The organism is Acidiferrobacteraceae bacterium (assembly GCA_037388825.1).
Taxonomy (GTDB): Bacteria; Pseudomonadota; Gammaproteobacteria; order Acidiferrobacterales; family JAJDNE01; genus JARRJV01.
In genome coordinates, this window is the sequence record JARRJV010000046.1 from 1 (window position 1) to 15764 (window position 15764).

The following is a 15764-nucleotide window of genomic DNA, read 5'->3' on the forward strand; positions in this document are numbered from 1 at the left end:
CCTGCTCGCAAAAAGGCCGCCCATGGGCGGCCTTTTTGCGTCTCAGCGATCCTAGTGTTCGTGTCCGCCGGGACCGTGGACATGACCGTGACTGATTTCGTCTTCAGTCGCGTCTCGCACATCGACGACTTCGACATCGAAGTGCAGGCTCTGGCCGGCCAGGGGATGGTTGGCGTCAATCGTGACCTTATCCCCGTCCACGGCAATGACGGTGATGATTTCCGTGCCGTGCTGGGTCTGCGCGTGGAAACGCATACCGACTTTTATGTCATCCGCCCCTTCAAAGGCGCTTCGATCCACCTCACCGCGCAGCTGTTCGTTAACCTCACCGTAACCTTCCTCCGGGGGCACAACGACATTGACCTTGTCGCCGGTGGATTTTCCCTCCAGGGCGTTCTCCAGGCCCACGATGATATTGCGCATACCTTGTATATACGCGAGGGGGTCAGAGCCGGCGGAGGTGTCGAGGACATTGCCCTGATCGTCTTTCAATGTGTAATCGATCGTGACGACCTTGTTCTTGGCCACTTGCATGATGAAATCCCGGGAAGGTTGTGAACATTTGCAGTTTACGCGTTCGGTCGCGTCGGGCCAACCGCGCATTGATTTGGGAGTGCCGCACGCCGATAATCGCAGGTCCCGCGGAGGAAGAATCATGGTATTGACCCCATCCACAATGCAGGAACTCGGAAAACCGGCACCGCCGTTTCGTCTGCCGGATACCGATGGGAACGACGTGTCGCTGGATGATTTTGCCGATTCTCCCGCGCTGCTCGTGGTGTTTCTGTGCAATCACTGTCCATATGTGAAACACATCGCCGCCGGCCTGGCTGCTTTCGCTCGCGAGTACCGGGATCTAGGTCTCGCCGTGGTGGGCATCAACAGCAATGACGCCGAAAACTATCCGGATGACAGTCCCGAATCCATGCGTGAGGAGGTTGCGCGACGGGGGTATGTTTTTCCCTACCTCTTTGATGAAACACAGGATGTGGCCTGTGCCTACGGTGCTGCCTGTACGCCGGATTTCTTCCTTTTCGACCGCGAGCGGAAGCTCGTCTATCGGGGACAGTTCGACGGGTCCCGGCCTAGGAACGATGTTCCGGTCACCGGTGAGGATCTGCGCGCGGCGGTGGATGCAGTCCTTGCCGGACAGACGCCGTCAGGGATGCAGGTTCCGAGTATTGGATGCAATATAAAATGGAAGCCGGGCAATGAACCGGTCTAGCCGCGCCAATCTGCAGGCTTTATTGGCATGAGCAACAAGCGAGATAGCATGACCTATGTGGGTATCCACGACGACAGCTACGGAGGGATGACGCCGATCGGAACCATCATCCGCGATGCCTGGGTTTTTGGAATCCTTCCGGAGAGTGAGGACTGTGCCGGCTGGACTCACGACCGGATTCAGGAAGTGTACGACGCGGTTTCCGATGCCTGGGCGCCCTATGGCCACCTGGCCAGCCGTCTGCCGGAGGATCTGCGCGCACGACACCAGAGAATCCACGATGTGGCGGTCGAGCGGGCCCGCTCCCTGGGTTGGGTCGCCCACGTCGATGAAGACGAGGCGTAGGCAGGCACTGCCCGGCTTTTTTTGCCCGTGCGCGTCGTCCGGTCGGGTCAATCGTTCCTAAATATGATTCAAGCCAGGTGACCCCTGCGCGCCATTGGCAGCAGGGGATTCTTGACTATACTTTTCTCACCCATCGAACCAGGCGATGGGGAGTTGGAAGACTGAACACATAACGATAACTATCGGATTTTCGGGAGATCGACGGGTGACGACAGAGCTGTTTTCGGAGAACTGGATCGCGCAATTGGGCCAGCTGTGGAACACGGACGAAAAAATGCTGAAACACCTGCGCGGAGTCGATTTCAATGCGCTGGTCGGCTACGGCTACAAGGATGAAGAGGCCCCGCGGGCCTATCTGGAGGTATCCGGCGGGCAGGTTGTGGAGACCGGTCTGTGGAATGGGGAACCGTTGAACTGGGATCTACGTGCCGATCTGGCCAGCTGGGAAAAATGGATCAAGAACGGATTCGGATTGCAGCGCCTGGGCGCGGCCGTGGTAACGGGGGAACTGAAGTTTGTCGCCGGTGACTACCGAAAGATGGTTTCCAAGGTACATCTCTCCATTCCATTTCTGCGTCACTTCGAACTCATGCAGGGAATCGGAACCGAGTTTGATCGCTAGGCGGCGCCTTGCCGCTGGCCCTGTTTGCGGGTAGCGTAGGGGCGAGTACGTCACCCCGGAAAACCCATGAAATACTGCACTCAATGTGGCGGCCCGCTGGTCCGGCGCATTCCTGTCGGCGACAATCTGGAACGTGCCGTCTGCCCCGCGTGCGAAACGATTCACTACGAAAATCCGAAGATCGTCAGTGGGTGCGTTGCCACCTGGGAAGACCGCATTCTGCTCTGCCGGCGGGCGATCGAACCCCGCTACGGGCAATGGACTCTTCCCGCTGGCTACATGGAAAACGATGAAACGACCGCCGATGCGGCGGCGAGGGAGACCGAGGAGGAAGCGGGGGCGAAGGTGGCGATCGTTGACTTGTTCGCGATGATCAACCTGCCACACATCAACCAGGTCTATATAATGTTCCGCGGCGAGCTACCCAACGCGGAATACGCGCCAGGGGCCGAAAGCCTCGAAGCCGGATTGTTCCTGCAGGAGGAAATCCCCTGGGAGGAGTTGGCCTTTCCGGTCGTCACGGAAACCCTTCGCCGTTACTTTCGGGACCGCGAACGTGGCAACTTTCGCGTTCATGTTGGCGATATCGTTCCCATCGATCGCGAACGCGGCCAGTGGGATTCGAGGTTTCTCCAGGACAAGCTCCTTTGAGAGCAACGAGGCGAAGAGAACATGGAAGCGCAATTCTGGCACGATCGCTGGCAGCAAAATCAGATCGGGTTTCATCAGGACGAGGTGAATCTGCATCTCCGAAACTTCCTCCCGCAGCTTGAACTGGAGCCGAACGCGCTGGTGTTCGTGCCCTTGTGCGGCAAGAGCCGCGATCTGGACTGGCTGGTCCGCCAGGGATACCGGGTACTGGGGGTGGAGTTGAGTCCAATCGCCGTACAGGCATTCTTTGCCGAGACCGAACGCGTTGCGGAAGTCGACCGGCTTCGAGACTTCGAGCGCATGCACGGGGATGGTGTAACGATTCTGTGCGGCGATTATTTTGATCTTGTAGCCGATGATGTGCGGGACGTGGCAGCTGTGTACGACCGCGCATCCCTGATTGCCTTGCCCCCGCTCATGCGCAAGGAATATGTGGCCCAACTTGCGAAGATTTTGCCTCCGGGAACACCCGGCGTACTGATCACAATGGACTATCCGGCCGATACCATGCAGGGCCCGCCCTTCGCGGTCAGCGATGCAGAGATCCATGCCCTGTATGCCGGCGAGTTCGACCTGGAGTTGTTGGCTGACGAGGATGTTCTGGGCGCGAGCCCCCGCTTCCGCGAACGTGGGCTGTCGGAACTCCGGGAGCGTGTCTACCGATTCCAGCGTCGCTAGGCCAGTCGAACCCGAAAGACAAGACAGGTGGGCGGTCTACCGCTGACCGACCTGCCGATGGGAGGAGATCCATGCCTTTGCATCAGAAGTTCATTTCCGTGGCAAAGCGGAACTGGAACAAGCTCGCGTTTGTGGACTGCAACACCGGACGCGAATTGACCTACGGTCGTGTCCTCATTGCCGCGTTGATCCTGTCACGTCGCTTCCGACGCGAGAGCGACGGGTACGTGGGGATCATGGTCCCCACGTCGGCGGGCGCTGCGATTGCCATCCTGGCCACGTTGATGGCCGGGAAGGTTCCCGTGATGATCAACTACTCCACCGGAGCGAGCGAAAACATGGACTATGCGCGCCGGCGTTGCGGATTTCGCCTGCTGATTACCTCGCGCAAGCTGCTGGAGCGGATCGGCTGCCCCGAATCAAAGGACATGTTGATCCTGGAGGACCTGATGACAGACATCGGTCGCGGCGAAACGGTGCGGGCGGCAATGCGGGCGTTCCTTCCGACACCGATCCTGAAACGAACTGTATATCGGGGTTCCGAGGACGATACGCTGGTGATCCTTTTTACGAGTGGCAGCGAGAAGGCGCCCAAGGGGGTCGAGTTGAGCCATCGCAATATCGGAAGCAACGCCCGGGCGGCCTGCGAAGCCATCGAGGTGCGAAACGACGATGTCTTCCTGTGCGTCTTGCCGCTGTTCCATGTGCTGGGTCAGATGACCAACCTCTGGTTGCCGTTGGAACTGGGCCTGACCATGGTGACCTATGGAAACCCGCTGGAATTCAAGACCGTGGCCGACCTGATTCGCAAGCACAAGCCATCGGTAGTGATCGGCACGCCGTACTTCCTCTCCGGGTATCTCAAGCAGTCCATACCGGGAGATTTTTCCTCCCTGCGTCTCGTGATCGCTGGCGCGGACAAGACCCCGGACTCCTTGCGCGAAGCGTGGCATGAGGCTCACGGCATCCACATCCTCGAAGGATACGGTGCAACGGAGACCAGTCCGGTCATCTCGGTCAACCGGCCGGACAGGAATCGTCCCGGGAGCGTTGGTCTTCCCTTGTCCGGCGTGCAGCTTCGGATCGTCGATATCGATAGTGGGGAGGATGTGCTGCCCGGGGAGGAGGGCAAGATCCTGGTGAAAGGTGATCTGGTCATGAAAGGCTACTTCGATGACATCGAGGAAACCGCCCTTCATATAGAAAACGGCTGGTACGAAACCGGGGACATGGGGCGCGTGGACCCGCAAGGGTTCCTCTGGCACCGCGGACGCCTTAAGCGCTTCGTCAAGATTGGTGGCGAAATGGTATCCCTCGTTCACGTGGAAAGTGAGCTGGAAGCCGTCCTGCCCAAGGGTGTGGAATGTTGTGTAGTCGAGATCCCCGACGCGAGAAAGGGAGCAAACATTGCCGCGGCTGTCACCCAGCCAATCAAGCGGAAGGAAATTCTGGATCGCCTCGGCAAGCGGTTGCCCTCCATTGCCTTGCCGCGACAATTCGTTGTCATCGATGAATTGCCGAAGATGGGCAGCGGAAAAATCGATTTTCGAAGCACCACGGTACTGGTTCAGAAGCGACTCAACGAACGGCAGGCCTGATCAAGGCATGCAGGATACAGCGGCGCCTTGCGGACGATCGCTGCACGTGATGCAATGCCGTCCGGAACCAGACCGCAATCAGGAGTCGAATCAATGCGAACAAGAATATCGTGGATAGTCGTGACGGGCGTGGTCGGCATGCTTCTCGTCGGCTGCGGATCGAAACTCGATACCACGAAAAAGAAGACTAGTTACACCTTCGGATACGAGGTTGCCACCAACCTCAAGCAGCGGGGACTGGATGTCGATACCGACGTCTTTCTCGAGGGAATGCGCGATGGTCTGACTGGCAAGAAGTCGCGCATGTCGAAGGAAGAGATGAGTGATGCGGTTCGCCAGCTCCAGAAGGAGCGGATGGACAAGATGGCCGCCGCCAGTACCGAGTCCGCGAAGGCCTTCCGGGAAAACTACCTCAAGCAGAAGGGAGTGAAATCGCTTCCCAATGGAATGCTCTATCGGGTAATCAGAAGCGGCAAGGGAAAGAAGCCCAAGCCGACCGATACTGTCACGGTCAATTACTCTGGCACGCTGACAAACGGCAAGAAGTTCGACAGCTCCTACGACCGGGGCAAGCCCGCCACCTTCCCGCTCAATGGTGTCATCAAGGGTTGGCAGGAAATTCTTCCCATGATGAGGACCGGCGCCAAGTGGGAAGTGGTGATTCCGCCGGAACTGGCCTATGGGGCTGTTGGACATCCTCCGGTAATCCCGCCCCAGTCGACCCTGGTATTCCAGATCGAACTGTTGAAGGTCGAGTAGGCAAGGAAGCCTCGCCCACACGTCTCAGGCAGTGACCTCGATAAACTCGAGCGCGTTGCCATCGGGATCATGACAGAAGATGGCGCGCCGACCCGAGCGGCTTCTGGTGAAATCTATCGATGCCGATTCGAGGCGGGCGGAAAGGACATCAAGATCGGGCACGTTGATGGCGACGTGCCGGTCTCTTCCGCCGTGGGAAGGGCGACCGTCCGTGGGGTCCGGATTGGGGAGCTCGAGAAGATGGATTTGCTGCATTCCAATATTCAGCCATGCACCCGGAAATCCCAGATCCAGTCTCGCCGGGTCGAGCCGCATCCCGAGGATATCGCGATAGAAAGCCAGCGCGGTTGCGGTATCCCGTACCAGCACGCTGGCATGGGCAATGCCCAGATACTCGGGTGTTTGACCAGTGCTCAAGGCAGTTCCTGTGGTTCCTGATTCAACAGACTTCGGATCGCCGATTGCACGGCTGCCAGGCCAGCTTCGCACTGAAGCTCTCCGTGAAACTCGCCATCGCGAAACAGGAATATGGTTGGCAGATGAAACACGTCGAACTCGCGTGCAAGGGCGAGGTCCCTTTCGGCATCGACCTCGAAAACCCGGGTGCCAGATGCCCGAGTCGCGTAGTCGTGCAGCAGCCGTTTCCATGCAATGCAACTTCCGCATGCCGGTCCGGTAAAAATTACCAACGCGGTCCCGCGGGTGTCGGAGATCCGGTGATGAAAATCAAACTGGTCGAGGAGTGTGAGTTCAGGTTCTGTCACAATTTTCAGGTATCGGACATGACGAGGGAAATAGTAACATCGGAAGGAAACCGGGCGTGCATGGAAAAACCCTTCATTCTCGCCTAGTCTTAGCGGACATGCTTCCGGGTCATCCCGCAGCGTGAATCCGATCCATACCATTCGGCCGGACGAGTGATAAAAACGTTAGGCAAGTTCGCGGAACTGTTGTGGGTTCCGGTGCTGGTTCCGGTCGGGGCCATTCTGTTTCGCGAAGAGATCGTGAGGATCTTTGCGCAGACAGGCCTACGCCCAAGGTACCTGATATATACGGTTGCAGTCGTCGGTCTGGTCCTTGGCTGGCGCTTCAACCGCAATCGGGTCGTATTCGCCATACTGCTTGCGCTCCTTGGTTTTCAGGTGTCTGTCCTGATGGGAGGAAACTGGCGAAGTGTTTCAGCCGAAACCATTCATGCCGTGAGTATCCTCTTGGCAATTCTGTTGCCGCTGAACTATGTTGGCATTTCCTTCCTGCGGGAGCGGGGTGTACTGACCCTGGGTGGCGCCGTTGTAGCACTGTTTCTGATTGCCCAGGCAATCTTCGTATTCGAGTTTGGGCGGGGTCACTGGGCCGGCGGACTGGAACCATTGCTTAGCCGGGCTGCGGCCATGCGCGGAGTCCGGGGCTGGGATCTCCCGCGGATCTCCCAGATTGTCGCGATTGGAGCTGCTTGCGTGTTTGTATTGCGGCTCGCGATCTGGCGCTCCACGCTGGACAGCGGGCTGTTGGCAGCCATGGTGGTATCCATCGCGGCACTTCCCTACGCGGGCAGTGGGGAAAACCTTGCGGTGTTCTTCGGTGCGGCCATTGTAGCGCTTCAGCTTGTCCTGCTTCAGGATTCCTATGCCCGTGTCTACATCGACGAGCTGACCGGCCTGCGCGCGCGCCGGGCTCTGGATGAACAACTGATGCGCCTGGGCAGGCGCTACACCATTGCCATGGTGGATATTGACCACTTCAAGAAGTTCAACGACCGCTATGGCCATGAAGTCGGAGACCAGGCCTTGCGTTATGTGGCTGCCCATCTGGAGCGAACGGGTGGAGGCGGGCGTGCCTACCGCTACGGCGGTGAAGAGTTCACGCTGTTGTTTCCGCGCAAGTCCATGGAGGATGTCCTGCCCGTAGTAGAGGCAGTTCGTGATCGAATCGCTTCCCAAACGTTTGCGATCCGGGGCAAGTCGCGCCCCGAGAAAAAACCCAAGGTCAAAACTACATCCAGCTCTTCAATTCGGGTTCCTCTGACCATCAGCATCGGTGTTGCCCAGCCGGAATCCAGCACGAATACTCCGGAGGAGGTCATCAAGCTCGCGGACAGACAGCTCTATCGCGCCAAGCGGGGAGGCCGCAACCGCGTGGAGCCCCACATCGTGTGACGATGGCTGCCGTGGGACCCGTTCTGGGACAATGATAAGCTAGGGCACGCCCGCGGTATTTGACCCTGAGCCAATTATGGAAATTGACCTGATGCGTGCCTGCGCAGCATGAGCACTCCACTGGATGAAAGAACCCCTGCGCCTGACCCGGCCGGTCGTACGGAACTGATCCGTGCGTTACGGCGAATCCTGCCCGGGTCATCGGTACTATCCACGGAAGAAGAGCGGCGCCCCTACGAGTGCGATGGCCTGTCTGCCTATCGTGGTCTGCCCATGGTGGTTGTGTTGCCGGATTCGGTGGAGCAGGTCCAGCGCATCCTGCGACTGTGCAGCCGCCATGGCGTTCCCGTGATCGCGCGTGGGGCCGGCACCGGTCTGTCGGGTGGCGCCTTGCCACGCGGCGACGCGGTGTTGCTGAGCCTTGCCCGCTTCAACCGGATCCTGCGCATCAATTCATCGGACCGGACAGCGACTGTGCAACCCGGGGTACGCAACCTGGCGATATCCGACGCGGCACGGGCGTATGGCCTGTACTATGCGCCGGATCCGTCCTCCCAGATTGCCTGTTCCATTGGTGGAAACGTTGCCGAAAACGCGGGCGGGATTCATTGTCTGAAATATGGGCTTACCGTTCACAATATCCAGAAACTTGAACTCGTTACCATGGACGGAGAACGCCTGACCGTAGGAGGAGATGGTCCTGATTCCTCCGGCTTCGATCTGCTTGCCCTGTTGACCGGATCAGAGGGCATGCTTGGTGTGATTGTCGAGGTGACAGTAAAACTGCTGCCGGTCCCGGAACGGGCACAGGTGCTTCTTGCGGCATTCGATGATGTGCGCAAGGCGGCATCCGCCGTAGGTGCGGTGATCGCTGCCGGAATTATTCCTGCCGGCCTGGAGATGATGGACCGCCCCGCCATAAGCGCGGCGGAGGATTTCGTCCATGCCGGATATCCGACCGATGCCGAGGCCATTCTCCTTTGTGAGCTGGATGGGGCGAACGAGGAGGTGTCCGAGCAGGTCATGCAGGTACGGCGACTGTTGCAGGAATGCGGCGCGACGGAAGTACGAACTGCGGCAGATGAGGCGGAAAGGCAACGGTTCTGGCTGGGTCGCAAGGCAGCCTTTCCGGCCGTCGGCCGCCTGTCGCCAGACTACTACTGTATGGATGGCACCATCCCCCGTCGTCGTCTGCCGGAAGTTCTGGAACGCATCGGAGATCTGTCGAAAGAATACGGCCTGCGGGTGGCGAATGTTTTTCATGCCGGTGACGGCAACCTGCACCCGCTGATCCTCTACGATGCCAATCACCCGGGCGAACTCGAACGAACCGAGGAGTTTGGCGGGCGCATTCTTGAGCTGTGCGTGGAGGTGGGTGGCACGATCACGGGCGAGCACGGGGTCGGCGTGGAGAAGATCAATCAGATGTGCGTGCAGTTCACCGCCCATGAACTCCAGCAGTTTCACGCAATCAAGGCCGCCTTCGATCCTGCGGGCCTGCTAAATCCGGGTAAGGCGGTTCCAACGCTTCATCGCTGCGCCGAGTTCGGTGCGATGCATGTGCACGGCGGCAAGCTGCCGTTTCCCGACATCGAACGCTTTTAGGCATTCCTGTATATATGGACCATGACATCGAGATTGATTTGCAGCAACGCGTGCAGGATGCCATCGGGCGGCGCATCTCCCTGCTGATCGCTGGTGGCGACAGTAAACGTTTCTACGGGCGGGTACCTACCGGAGAGAGTTTTTCCATCGGCGGCCATCGCGGTGTGGTTCGCTATGAACCGACGGAACTGGTCCTTACAGCGCGCGCCGGTACGCCACTGGAAGAAATCGAGACGGTCCTTGCCGAACATGGGCAGATGCTCGGTTTCGAGCCGCCGCACTTCGGCGATACCGCGACTCTGGGTGGAACCATCGCCTGCGGGTTCTCCGGGCCCCGCCGCATGTATGCCGGTGCCGCCCGGGACTTCGTTCTGGGGGTATCCATCATCAACGGTGAGGGGGAGATACTTCAATTCGGTGGCGAAGTGATGAAAAACGTCGCCGGGTATGATGTCGCCAGATTGATGACTGGGGCCCTGGGTACCCTGGGGGTGTTGCTCGAGATTTCGCTCAAGGTTCTTCCACGCCCGGCGGCGGAAATGACCCTGGCACTCGATATGGACGCAGACGCTGCGATTGCGCAAATGAATTGTTGGTCCGGACAGGCCCTTCCCCTTTCCGCAAGCTGCCATGACGGAGCGCGCCTGTATGTGCGTCTTTCCGGAACCGAGACCGGGGTTCGCGCCGCCCATACGCGTATCGGCGGCGAAGAGATTCGCAACAGTGAACATTTCTGGCACTCGCTGCGCGAACAGGAGCACCATTTCTTCCATGGCGACGAACCGCTTTGGCGTCTCGCCGTGGCACCGTCCAGTCCGAACCGCGGAGTGCTTCCTGGCCGCTGGCTGATCGACTGGTGTGGCGGGCAGCGCTGGCTGAAATCGCGTGCGCCGGCACCGACCATCCGGCAGGCGGCACGTGCTGCGGGTGGGCACGCCACATGTTTCCGCGGTGGAGAACGAAGTGGTGAAGTGTTTCAGTCCCTCCCTCCGGCCCTTGCCGGAGTGCATGCGCGCCTCAAACGCAAGTTTGACCCGCTGGGAATCTTCAATCCCGGTCGCATGGTTGCGGATTGGTAGGGCATGCAGACGAAACTGCCAGAAACCCTGCTTGCCTCGGACCTTGGTCGCCGCGCGGATTCGATTCTGCGAACCTGCGTCCATTGCGGTTTCTGCAATGCGACCTGTCCTACCTTCCGGCTGTTCGGCGATGAACTGGACGGGCCGCGCGGGCGTATCTATCAGATCAAGCAGATGCTCGAGGGCGAACCCGTGGGTCGTGCGACGCAGCGCCACCTCGATCGTTGCCTCAATTGCCGAAACTGCGAGACCACCTGTCCTTCCGGCGTGCGCTATGGAGAGCTGATGGATATCGGCCGTGAATTCGTCGCGCGGAAAATGCGGCGAACGGTGGCATCCTCTCTTGTTCACTGGCTGATGCGTGCAGTCTTTCCGTATCCGCGGCGCTTCGCCCCGTTTCTTCGCGCGGGGCAGACGTTACGGCCGTTCCTGCGCGGACGGTGGCGGCGCGCCATTCCGGCGTGGCGTCGGGTCGGCGCGCGTCGCTCGGCAACGGGATCGGGTCGCGTCATGATCGCGTTGGCGGGTTGTGTTCAGGCGGTTGTCGATCCGACGACCAACGCCAATGCCGCACAGGTGCTCGATGCCTTGGGCATTCGACTGATCGAGGCCCCGGACGCCGGGTGCTGTGGATCTCTCAGCCATCACTTTGCGGCAGAAGAGGAGGCGCGCGCCTTTGCGCGTCGCAACATCGATGCCTGGTGGCCGATGCTGGAGCAGGGTGCGGAAGCCATCGTCATGACCGCGAGCGGTTGCGGTCTCCACGTGAAGGAGTATGGCAGGCTGCTGGACGGCGACCCGGACTACAGGGAAAAGGCTCAGGCCGTTTCCGGACAGACCCGGGATCTTGCCGAGGTGCTGGCGCGAGAGGACCTGTCCGTACTGGAGCCGCCGTCGAATCCGCGGCGCATCGCGTTTCATCCGCCGTGCACGCTGCAGCATGGGCAACAGGTTCACGGATTGGTTGAAGACATTCTTCTGCGGCTGGGCCATGAGCTGGTGCCGGTGAGCGATGCCCATCTGTGTTGCGGGTCCGCGGGTGCCTACTCGCTCCTTCATCCACGCATCGCGCAAACCCTTCGTAGGGAGAAGCTTGAAAATCTGGAACGCGAGCAGCCGGAGTTGATCGTCACCGCCAATATCGGTTGCCAGACCCACCTGCAGTCGGGGACGGAGCTCCCGGTTCGTCACTGGATCGATCTGTTGTTGTCCTGACCGCAGTCGCGTCCATCTCTTTCTACCGGTTGCTGTCAACCGTTGTTCATGAACCCCGGCCGAGTCGAATCAGGCGATTGGGCCTTCTTCCTCAACGTGTGCGCGAGAAAGTACTTGCATCTCAGCCTCTCCCGCGGGGCCAAACCCGAAAATATAACAAAAGCGTAATCTCGCCGTCGTTTGCTCGGAATACACAGTCTGCAGACTCTCAACGGCAATAACTCTATTGGGAGAGATGCACCATGCGCAAGACATTCAAGATGACCGCAATCGCTGCAGCGGTTGCCGCGGCCGGTTTCGCGGGCAGTGCCCAGGCCGACGTTACTGTATTCGGCAAGGCTCACCTCGACCTCGCCACTCTGACCAATGCAACCGCGGCCAGCGGTGACGGCCTGTATGTCGCATCGCACGCCTCCCGTGTTGGCGTGAAGGCGTCGGAAGATCTGGGTGACGGCCTGACCGGTATTGCCCACCTGGAGTTCGAAGTCGACATGGGCGACGGTGTCAAGGCGGGCAGCAGCCCCTTTGGCGCGCGCAACAATTTCGCGGGCCTGAAGGGCAGCTTCGGTACCGTTCTGATGGGTATCCACGACATGCCCTACAAGATGTCCATCAGCAAGTCCGATCCCTTTGGCGATACTTACGCCGACTACAACAACGTGATCGCTGGTGATACGCGCCAGAAGAACGTGGTGATGTACATGAACAAGTTCGGCGATTTCGGTGTGAATCTGGCCTATGGGCCGAACGCTGACGCCGCCGGCAACGCCACCTCGGGCGCCAGCGTGGATATGAAATTCGGTCCGGTCGACGCCGGTCTGGGTTACGAGAGCAAGGCCAATGGTGCCAGCACGGACTCCTTCAGTGCGATCCGCGTGCGCTACAATTTCGGTGCCGGCGACGTGAGCGTGGTTGGTGCGTCCGAGGCCAGCGCCAGCAACGCCTACGCCAGTGCCAACTTCAAGCTGAGCGATGCGGTGAAACTGTCGCTCGCCTATGGCCAGCGCGACGGCGCATCCGATGCCCTGACCGCAGTCGGTATCTCCGACAAGCTGGGCAAGAAGACCAAGGTCTATGCCTACTACGCTTCCGGAGACCTGGTTGCGAAGGCGCCGGTGACCGCGGGTGGTTCCGCCATTTCCTTCGGTCTGGTGCAGAGTTTCTAGGAACCCAAGTAATACCGCCCCGGCGGCAACGCCGGGAGTTCCTCCTGTGACGGGTTCTGTGTGTCGGGCGCCATTCGGCGCCCGCTTTTTTTCGCATACCCGTCGCCGCGTCCAACGGCAACGGGTACCACCGTGACCGGGTCAGGCCGCCTTGCCGACGGCGCTGGCGTTGGGAACCTCGATCAGGGAGCCCGATTTCACGTCAAAGATGTATCCGTAGATTGCTACATCCTTCGGGACCAGTGGGTGGTGGCGAATCCGCTCGACATCCTCGGTCACGCTTTGATGCTGGTCGCGGATCGTCAGCCAGTCGATGTACTGGCCCTCGTGGGAGCCGGGTCCCTTGCCGGTATTGTGCCAGCCGCTGGCGTCCACGGTTGCCGTATCCAGGCTGCCGGCCAGGAGATCGCGCATGATCTCGTCCGTGAAGGTTTCCATTCCGCAGTCGGTATGGTGAATCACGAACCACTCGCGGGTTCCGAGCAGTTTGTGCGAGATCACCAGCGAACGGATGGCGTCGTCGCTGGCCCGTCCGCCAGCATTCCGGATTACGTGTGCGTCACCTTCGGCGAGGCCGGCGAACTTGTCCGGAAGCAGGCGCGCATCCATGCAGGTGAGAATGGCGAAATGCCGTCCAGGCGGCATGGGTAGATTCTTCTTGTCGCCGAAGTCCTTGGCATAGGCCTTGTTGGCTGCGAGTACTTCATCGAGGGTCTTGCTCATGGCGCTGTCCTCCTTTTGCGTGGGTTGGGTCGGAGAACCGGAAAGGCTGCCTATTATACGCCGGTGGCGAAGCGTGCCTGCGCCCGGGCGATAGAAGTTTTTGATGGTTACGCGGTTTTCACCGGGCCAATACTCATAAAAACCGTGGGTGCTTTCGGCTGTTCTATTGATGCCGGTTTCCATCCACGTATACTCACGGGCCATTCCCATTCCAGAAGAATACGAATCATGACTACGCGATCGTTCATACCGCCGCTGCGAACCCTGATGGGCCCGGGACCGTCGGACGTCCACCCGCGTGTGCTGGAGGCTATGGGCCGCCCAACCATCGGTCATCTGGATCCCGCCTTCGTCGGCATGATGGACGAATTGAAGGCGATGTTGCAGTACGCCTTCCAGACCGAAAATGCCCTCACGATCCCGGTCTCGGCACCGGGTTCCGCGGGCATGGAGACCTGCTTCGTAAACCTTGTGGAGCCCGGAGACAAGGTGGTCGTGTGCCAGAACGGTGTCTTCGGTGGTCGTATGAAGGAAAACGTGGAGCGCGCCGGCGGGACGGCCATCCTGGTGGAGGACGACTGGGGAAAGCCGGTGGACCCGGAGAAACTGGAACAGGCGCTGAAGGCAAATCCCGATACCAAGGTCGTTGCCTTCGTGCACGCGGAGACCTCAACTGGCGTGCAGTCGGATGCCGAGACCCTGTGCGAGATCGCGCGCAAATACGATTGTCTCACCATCGTCGATACCGTGACCTCGCTCGGCGGTACGCCGGTGCGGGTGGACCAATGGGGTATCGATGCGGTCTATTCGGGCACCCAGAAGTGCCTGTCCTGTACGCCGGGCCTGTCGCCCGTCAGCTTCAGCGAGCGCGCGGTGGAGACGATCAAGGCACGGAAACACAGGGTGCAGAGCTGGTTCCTCGATCTCAATCTGGTGATGGGTTACTGGGGCGGTGCGAGCAAGCGCGCCTATCATCACACGGCGCCGATCAACGCCTTGTATGGTTTGCACGAGGCGCTCGTGATGCTGCAGGAAGAAGGGCTGGAAAATTCCTGGGACCGACACGCCCGCAATCACATGGCCCTGCGCGCCGGCATCGAGGCCATGGGGCTGAGCTTCCTGGTCGATGAGCCGCATCGTCTTCCGCAACTCAATGCGGTTACCGTTCCCGAGGGTGTGGATGAGGCCGAGGTGCGCAGCCGCCTGCTCAAGGACTTCAATCTGGAGATCGGTGCGGGCCTCGGAACCCTGGCGGGCAAGATCTGGCGCATCGGCCTGATGGGTCATGCCAGCAATCCCAAGAATGTCATGTATTGCCTGGGTGCCCTGGAATCCGTGCTGACGGATATGAAGGCGCCAATCGCAACGGGTTCGGTTGCCGCGGCACAGCAGGCCGTCGCCGGCTGACATCCGGTTCAGACATGGACGGGCCGCGCATCACGACGGCGATTCCCCAGCGTCGCTATCAAATCGGCGAATACGTGGCGACCGTGTTGGGCGAGATCGAAAGTCCGGACCCACCGAACTATCGCTACATCCTGGCCGCGGTGAAGGAAGGCGACGCCCAGCCGTCGTTGTATGTTACCGCAGAGCGCCGCCGCCGCGGGGACTTCGACTATCGCCTGCGACTGATCATGGAGGGATTGAGCGACACCATGGCCGAGTCGGACGATTTCGGAGAACTGGATGCGTTTTGCGAGACGGCGCTGAAGGTGGTGCGCAAGGCGTTGCGTCTGGGTGACGAGGAGGCAATGCTGCTTTAGGTCCTAGCCCTGTTGCAGCAGATTGCGCAGGTCAATGAGGGCGGCGTTGGCGCGGGAGATGTAGCTCGCCATGACCAGGGAATGATTGGTCACGATCCCGAATCCGCTCCCGTTCAGGATCATGGGACTCCACACCGGCTCCTGGGTGGCTTCCAGTTCGCGGATGATCTGTTTCAGGC

At 59.9% G+C, this 15764-nt stretch carries 18 protein-coding genes; 14 read left to right on the forward strand and 4 right to left on the reverse strand.

Features of this window, described 5'->3' with window-relative positions; translation table 11 throughout:
- Window positions 1–51 precede the first annotated feature (51 nt).
- Window positions 52–537 carry a peptidylprolyl isomerase gene (locus tag P8X48_09320; GenBank protein ID MEJ2107514.1) on the reverse strand — a complete coding sequence of 162 codons (486 nt, stop codon included), beginning with the start codon at window positions 535–537 and terminating at the stop codon, window positions 52–54.
- A 118-nt stretch (window positions 538–655) separates the two neighbouring features.
- Here P8X48_09320 and P8X48_09325 point away from each other — a divergent pair, with 118 nt between their 5' ends.
- From P8X48_09325 to P8X48_09355, 7 genes are all read left to right on the forward strand, one after another.
- Window positions 656–1225 carry a thioredoxin family protein gene (locus P8X48_09325; GenBank protein MEJ2107515.1) on the forward strand — a complete coding sequence of 190 codons (570 nt, stop codon included), beginning with the start codon at window positions 656–658 and terminating at the stop codon, window positions 1223–1225.
- A 27-nt stretch (window positions 1226–1252) separates the two neighbouring features.
- The gene (locus P8X48_09330; protein ID MEJ2107516.1) at window positions 1253–1570 is read left to right on the forward strand and encodes a hypothetical protein; all 318 of its coding nucleotides are present in this window, start codon (window positions 1253–1255) and stop codon (window positions 1568–1570) included.
- Between the two features lie 205 nt (window positions 1571–1775).
- Window positions 1776–2192 (forward strand): hypothetical protein, encoded by a 417-nt coding sequence (locus tag P8X48_09335; GenBank protein MEJ2107517.1) that lies wholly within the window; start codon window positions 1776–1778, stop codon window positions 2190–2192.
- A 66-nt stretch (window positions 2193–2258) separates the two neighbouring features.
- Window positions 2259–2843: an NUDIX hydrolase gene (locus tag P8X48_09340; protein ID MEJ2107518.1), complete on the forward strand. Its 585-nt coding sequence runs from the start codon at window positions 2259–2261 to the stop codon at window positions 2841–2843.
- Between the two features lie 21 nt (window positions 2844–2864).
- On the forward strand, window positions 2865–3521 hold the full coding sequence (locus P8X48_09345; protein ID MEJ2107519.1) for a thiopurine S-methyltransferase: 657 nt from the start codon (window positions 2865–2867) through the stop codon (window positions 3519–3521).
- A 71-nt stretch (window positions 3522–3592) separates the two neighbouring features.
- Complete coding sequence (locus P8X48_09350) at window positions 3593–5119, forward strand: AMP-binding protein (protein ID MEJ2107520.1); 1527 nt, start codon at window positions 3593–3595, stop codon at window positions 5117–5119.
- Between the two features lie 93 nt (window positions 5120–5212).
- Window positions 5213–5878, forward strand: coding sequence for an FKBP-type peptidyl-prolyl cis-trans isomerase (locus P8X48_09355; protein MEJ2107521.1), 666 nt, complete (start codon window positions 5213–5215; stop codon window positions 5876–5878).
- A gap of 24 nt (window positions 5879–5902) precedes the next feature.
- Here P8X48_09355 and P8X48_09360 read toward each other — a convergent pair whose 3' ends face one another.
- Both P8X48_09360 and P8X48_09365 read right to left on the reverse strand, forming a co-directional pair.
- The gene (locus tag P8X48_09360) at window positions 5903–6295 is read right to left on the reverse strand and encodes a VOC family protein (GenBank protein ID MEJ2107522.1); all 393 of its coding nucleotides are present in this window, start codon (window positions 6293–6295) and stop codon (window positions 5903–5905) included.
- Complete coding sequence (locus P8X48_09365) at window positions 6292–6642, reverse strand: thioredoxin family protein (GenBank protein ID MEJ2107523.1); 351 nt, start codon at window positions 6640–6642, stop codon at window positions 6292–6294. Before P8X48_09365 ends, P8X48_09360 begins: the two co-directional genes overlap by 4 nt.
- Before the next feature lie 153 nt (window positions 6643–6795).
- On the opposite strand from P8X48_09365, the gene P8X48_09370 reads away from it, so the two are divergent.
- The 5 genes from P8X48_09370 (at window position 6796) to P8X48_09390 (ending at window position 13099) form a co-directional block, all read left to right on the forward strand.
- Complete coding sequence (locus P8X48_09370; protein MEJ2107524.1) at window positions 6796–8034, forward strand: GGDEF domain-containing protein; 1239 nt, start codon at window positions 6796–6798, stop codon at window positions 8032–8034.
- A gap of 108 nt (window positions 8035–8142) precedes the next feature.
- A complete protein-coding gene (locus tag P8X48_09375; GenBank protein MEJ2107525.1) occupies window positions 8143–9639 on the forward strand; it encodes an FAD-linked oxidase C-terminal domain-containing protein in 1497 nt (498 codons plus the stop codon).
- A gap of 14 nt (window positions 9640–9653) precedes the next feature.
- Window positions 9654–10718 carry a glycolate oxidase subunit GlcE gene (gene glcE, locus P8X48_09380; protein MEJ2107526.1) on the forward strand — a complete coding sequence of 355 codons (1065 nt, stop codon included), beginning with the start codon at window positions 9654–9656 and terminating at the stop codon, window positions 10716–10718.
- A 3-nt stretch (window positions 10719–10721) separates the two neighbouring features.
- Window positions 10722–11933 (forward strand): glycolate oxidase subunit GlcF, encoded by a 1212-nt coding sequence (gene glcF / locus P8X48_09385; protein MEJ2107527.1) that lies wholly within the window; start codon window positions 10722–10724, stop codon window positions 11931–11933.
- Between the two features lie 242 nt (window positions 11934–12175).
- Window positions 12176–13099, forward strand: a complete 924-nt coding sequence (locus tag P8X48_09390) for a porin (protein MEJ2107528.1) — start codon at window positions 12176–12178, stop codon at window positions 13097–13099.
- A gap of 141 nt (window positions 13100–13240) precedes the next feature.
- Here the strand turns inward: P8X48_09390 and P8X48_09395 are convergent, their stop codons facing one another.
- Window positions 13241–13822: a carbonic anhydrase gene (locus tag P8X48_09395; GenBank protein ID MEJ2107529.1), complete on the reverse strand. Its 582-nt coding sequence runs from the start codon at window positions 13820–13822 to the stop codon at window positions 13241–13243.
- A 228-nt stretch (window positions 13823–14050) separates the two neighbouring features.
- Between P8X48_09395 and P8X48_09400 the strand changes: the two genes are divergently transcribed.
- Window positions 14051–15229 carry an alanine--glyoxylate aminotransferase family protein gene (locus tag P8X48_09400; GenBank protein ID MEJ2107530.1) on the forward strand — a complete coding sequence of 393 codons (1179 nt, stop codon included), beginning with the start codon at window positions 14051–14053 and terminating at the stop codon, window positions 15227–15229.
- A gap of 14 nt (window positions 15230–15243) precedes the next feature.
- Complete coding sequence (locus P8X48_09405) at window positions 15244–15585, forward strand: hypothetical protein (protein MEJ2107531.1); 342 nt, start codon at window positions 15244–15246, stop codon at window positions 15583–15585.
- The last annotated feature ends 179 nt before the right edge of the window (window positions 15586–15764 follow it).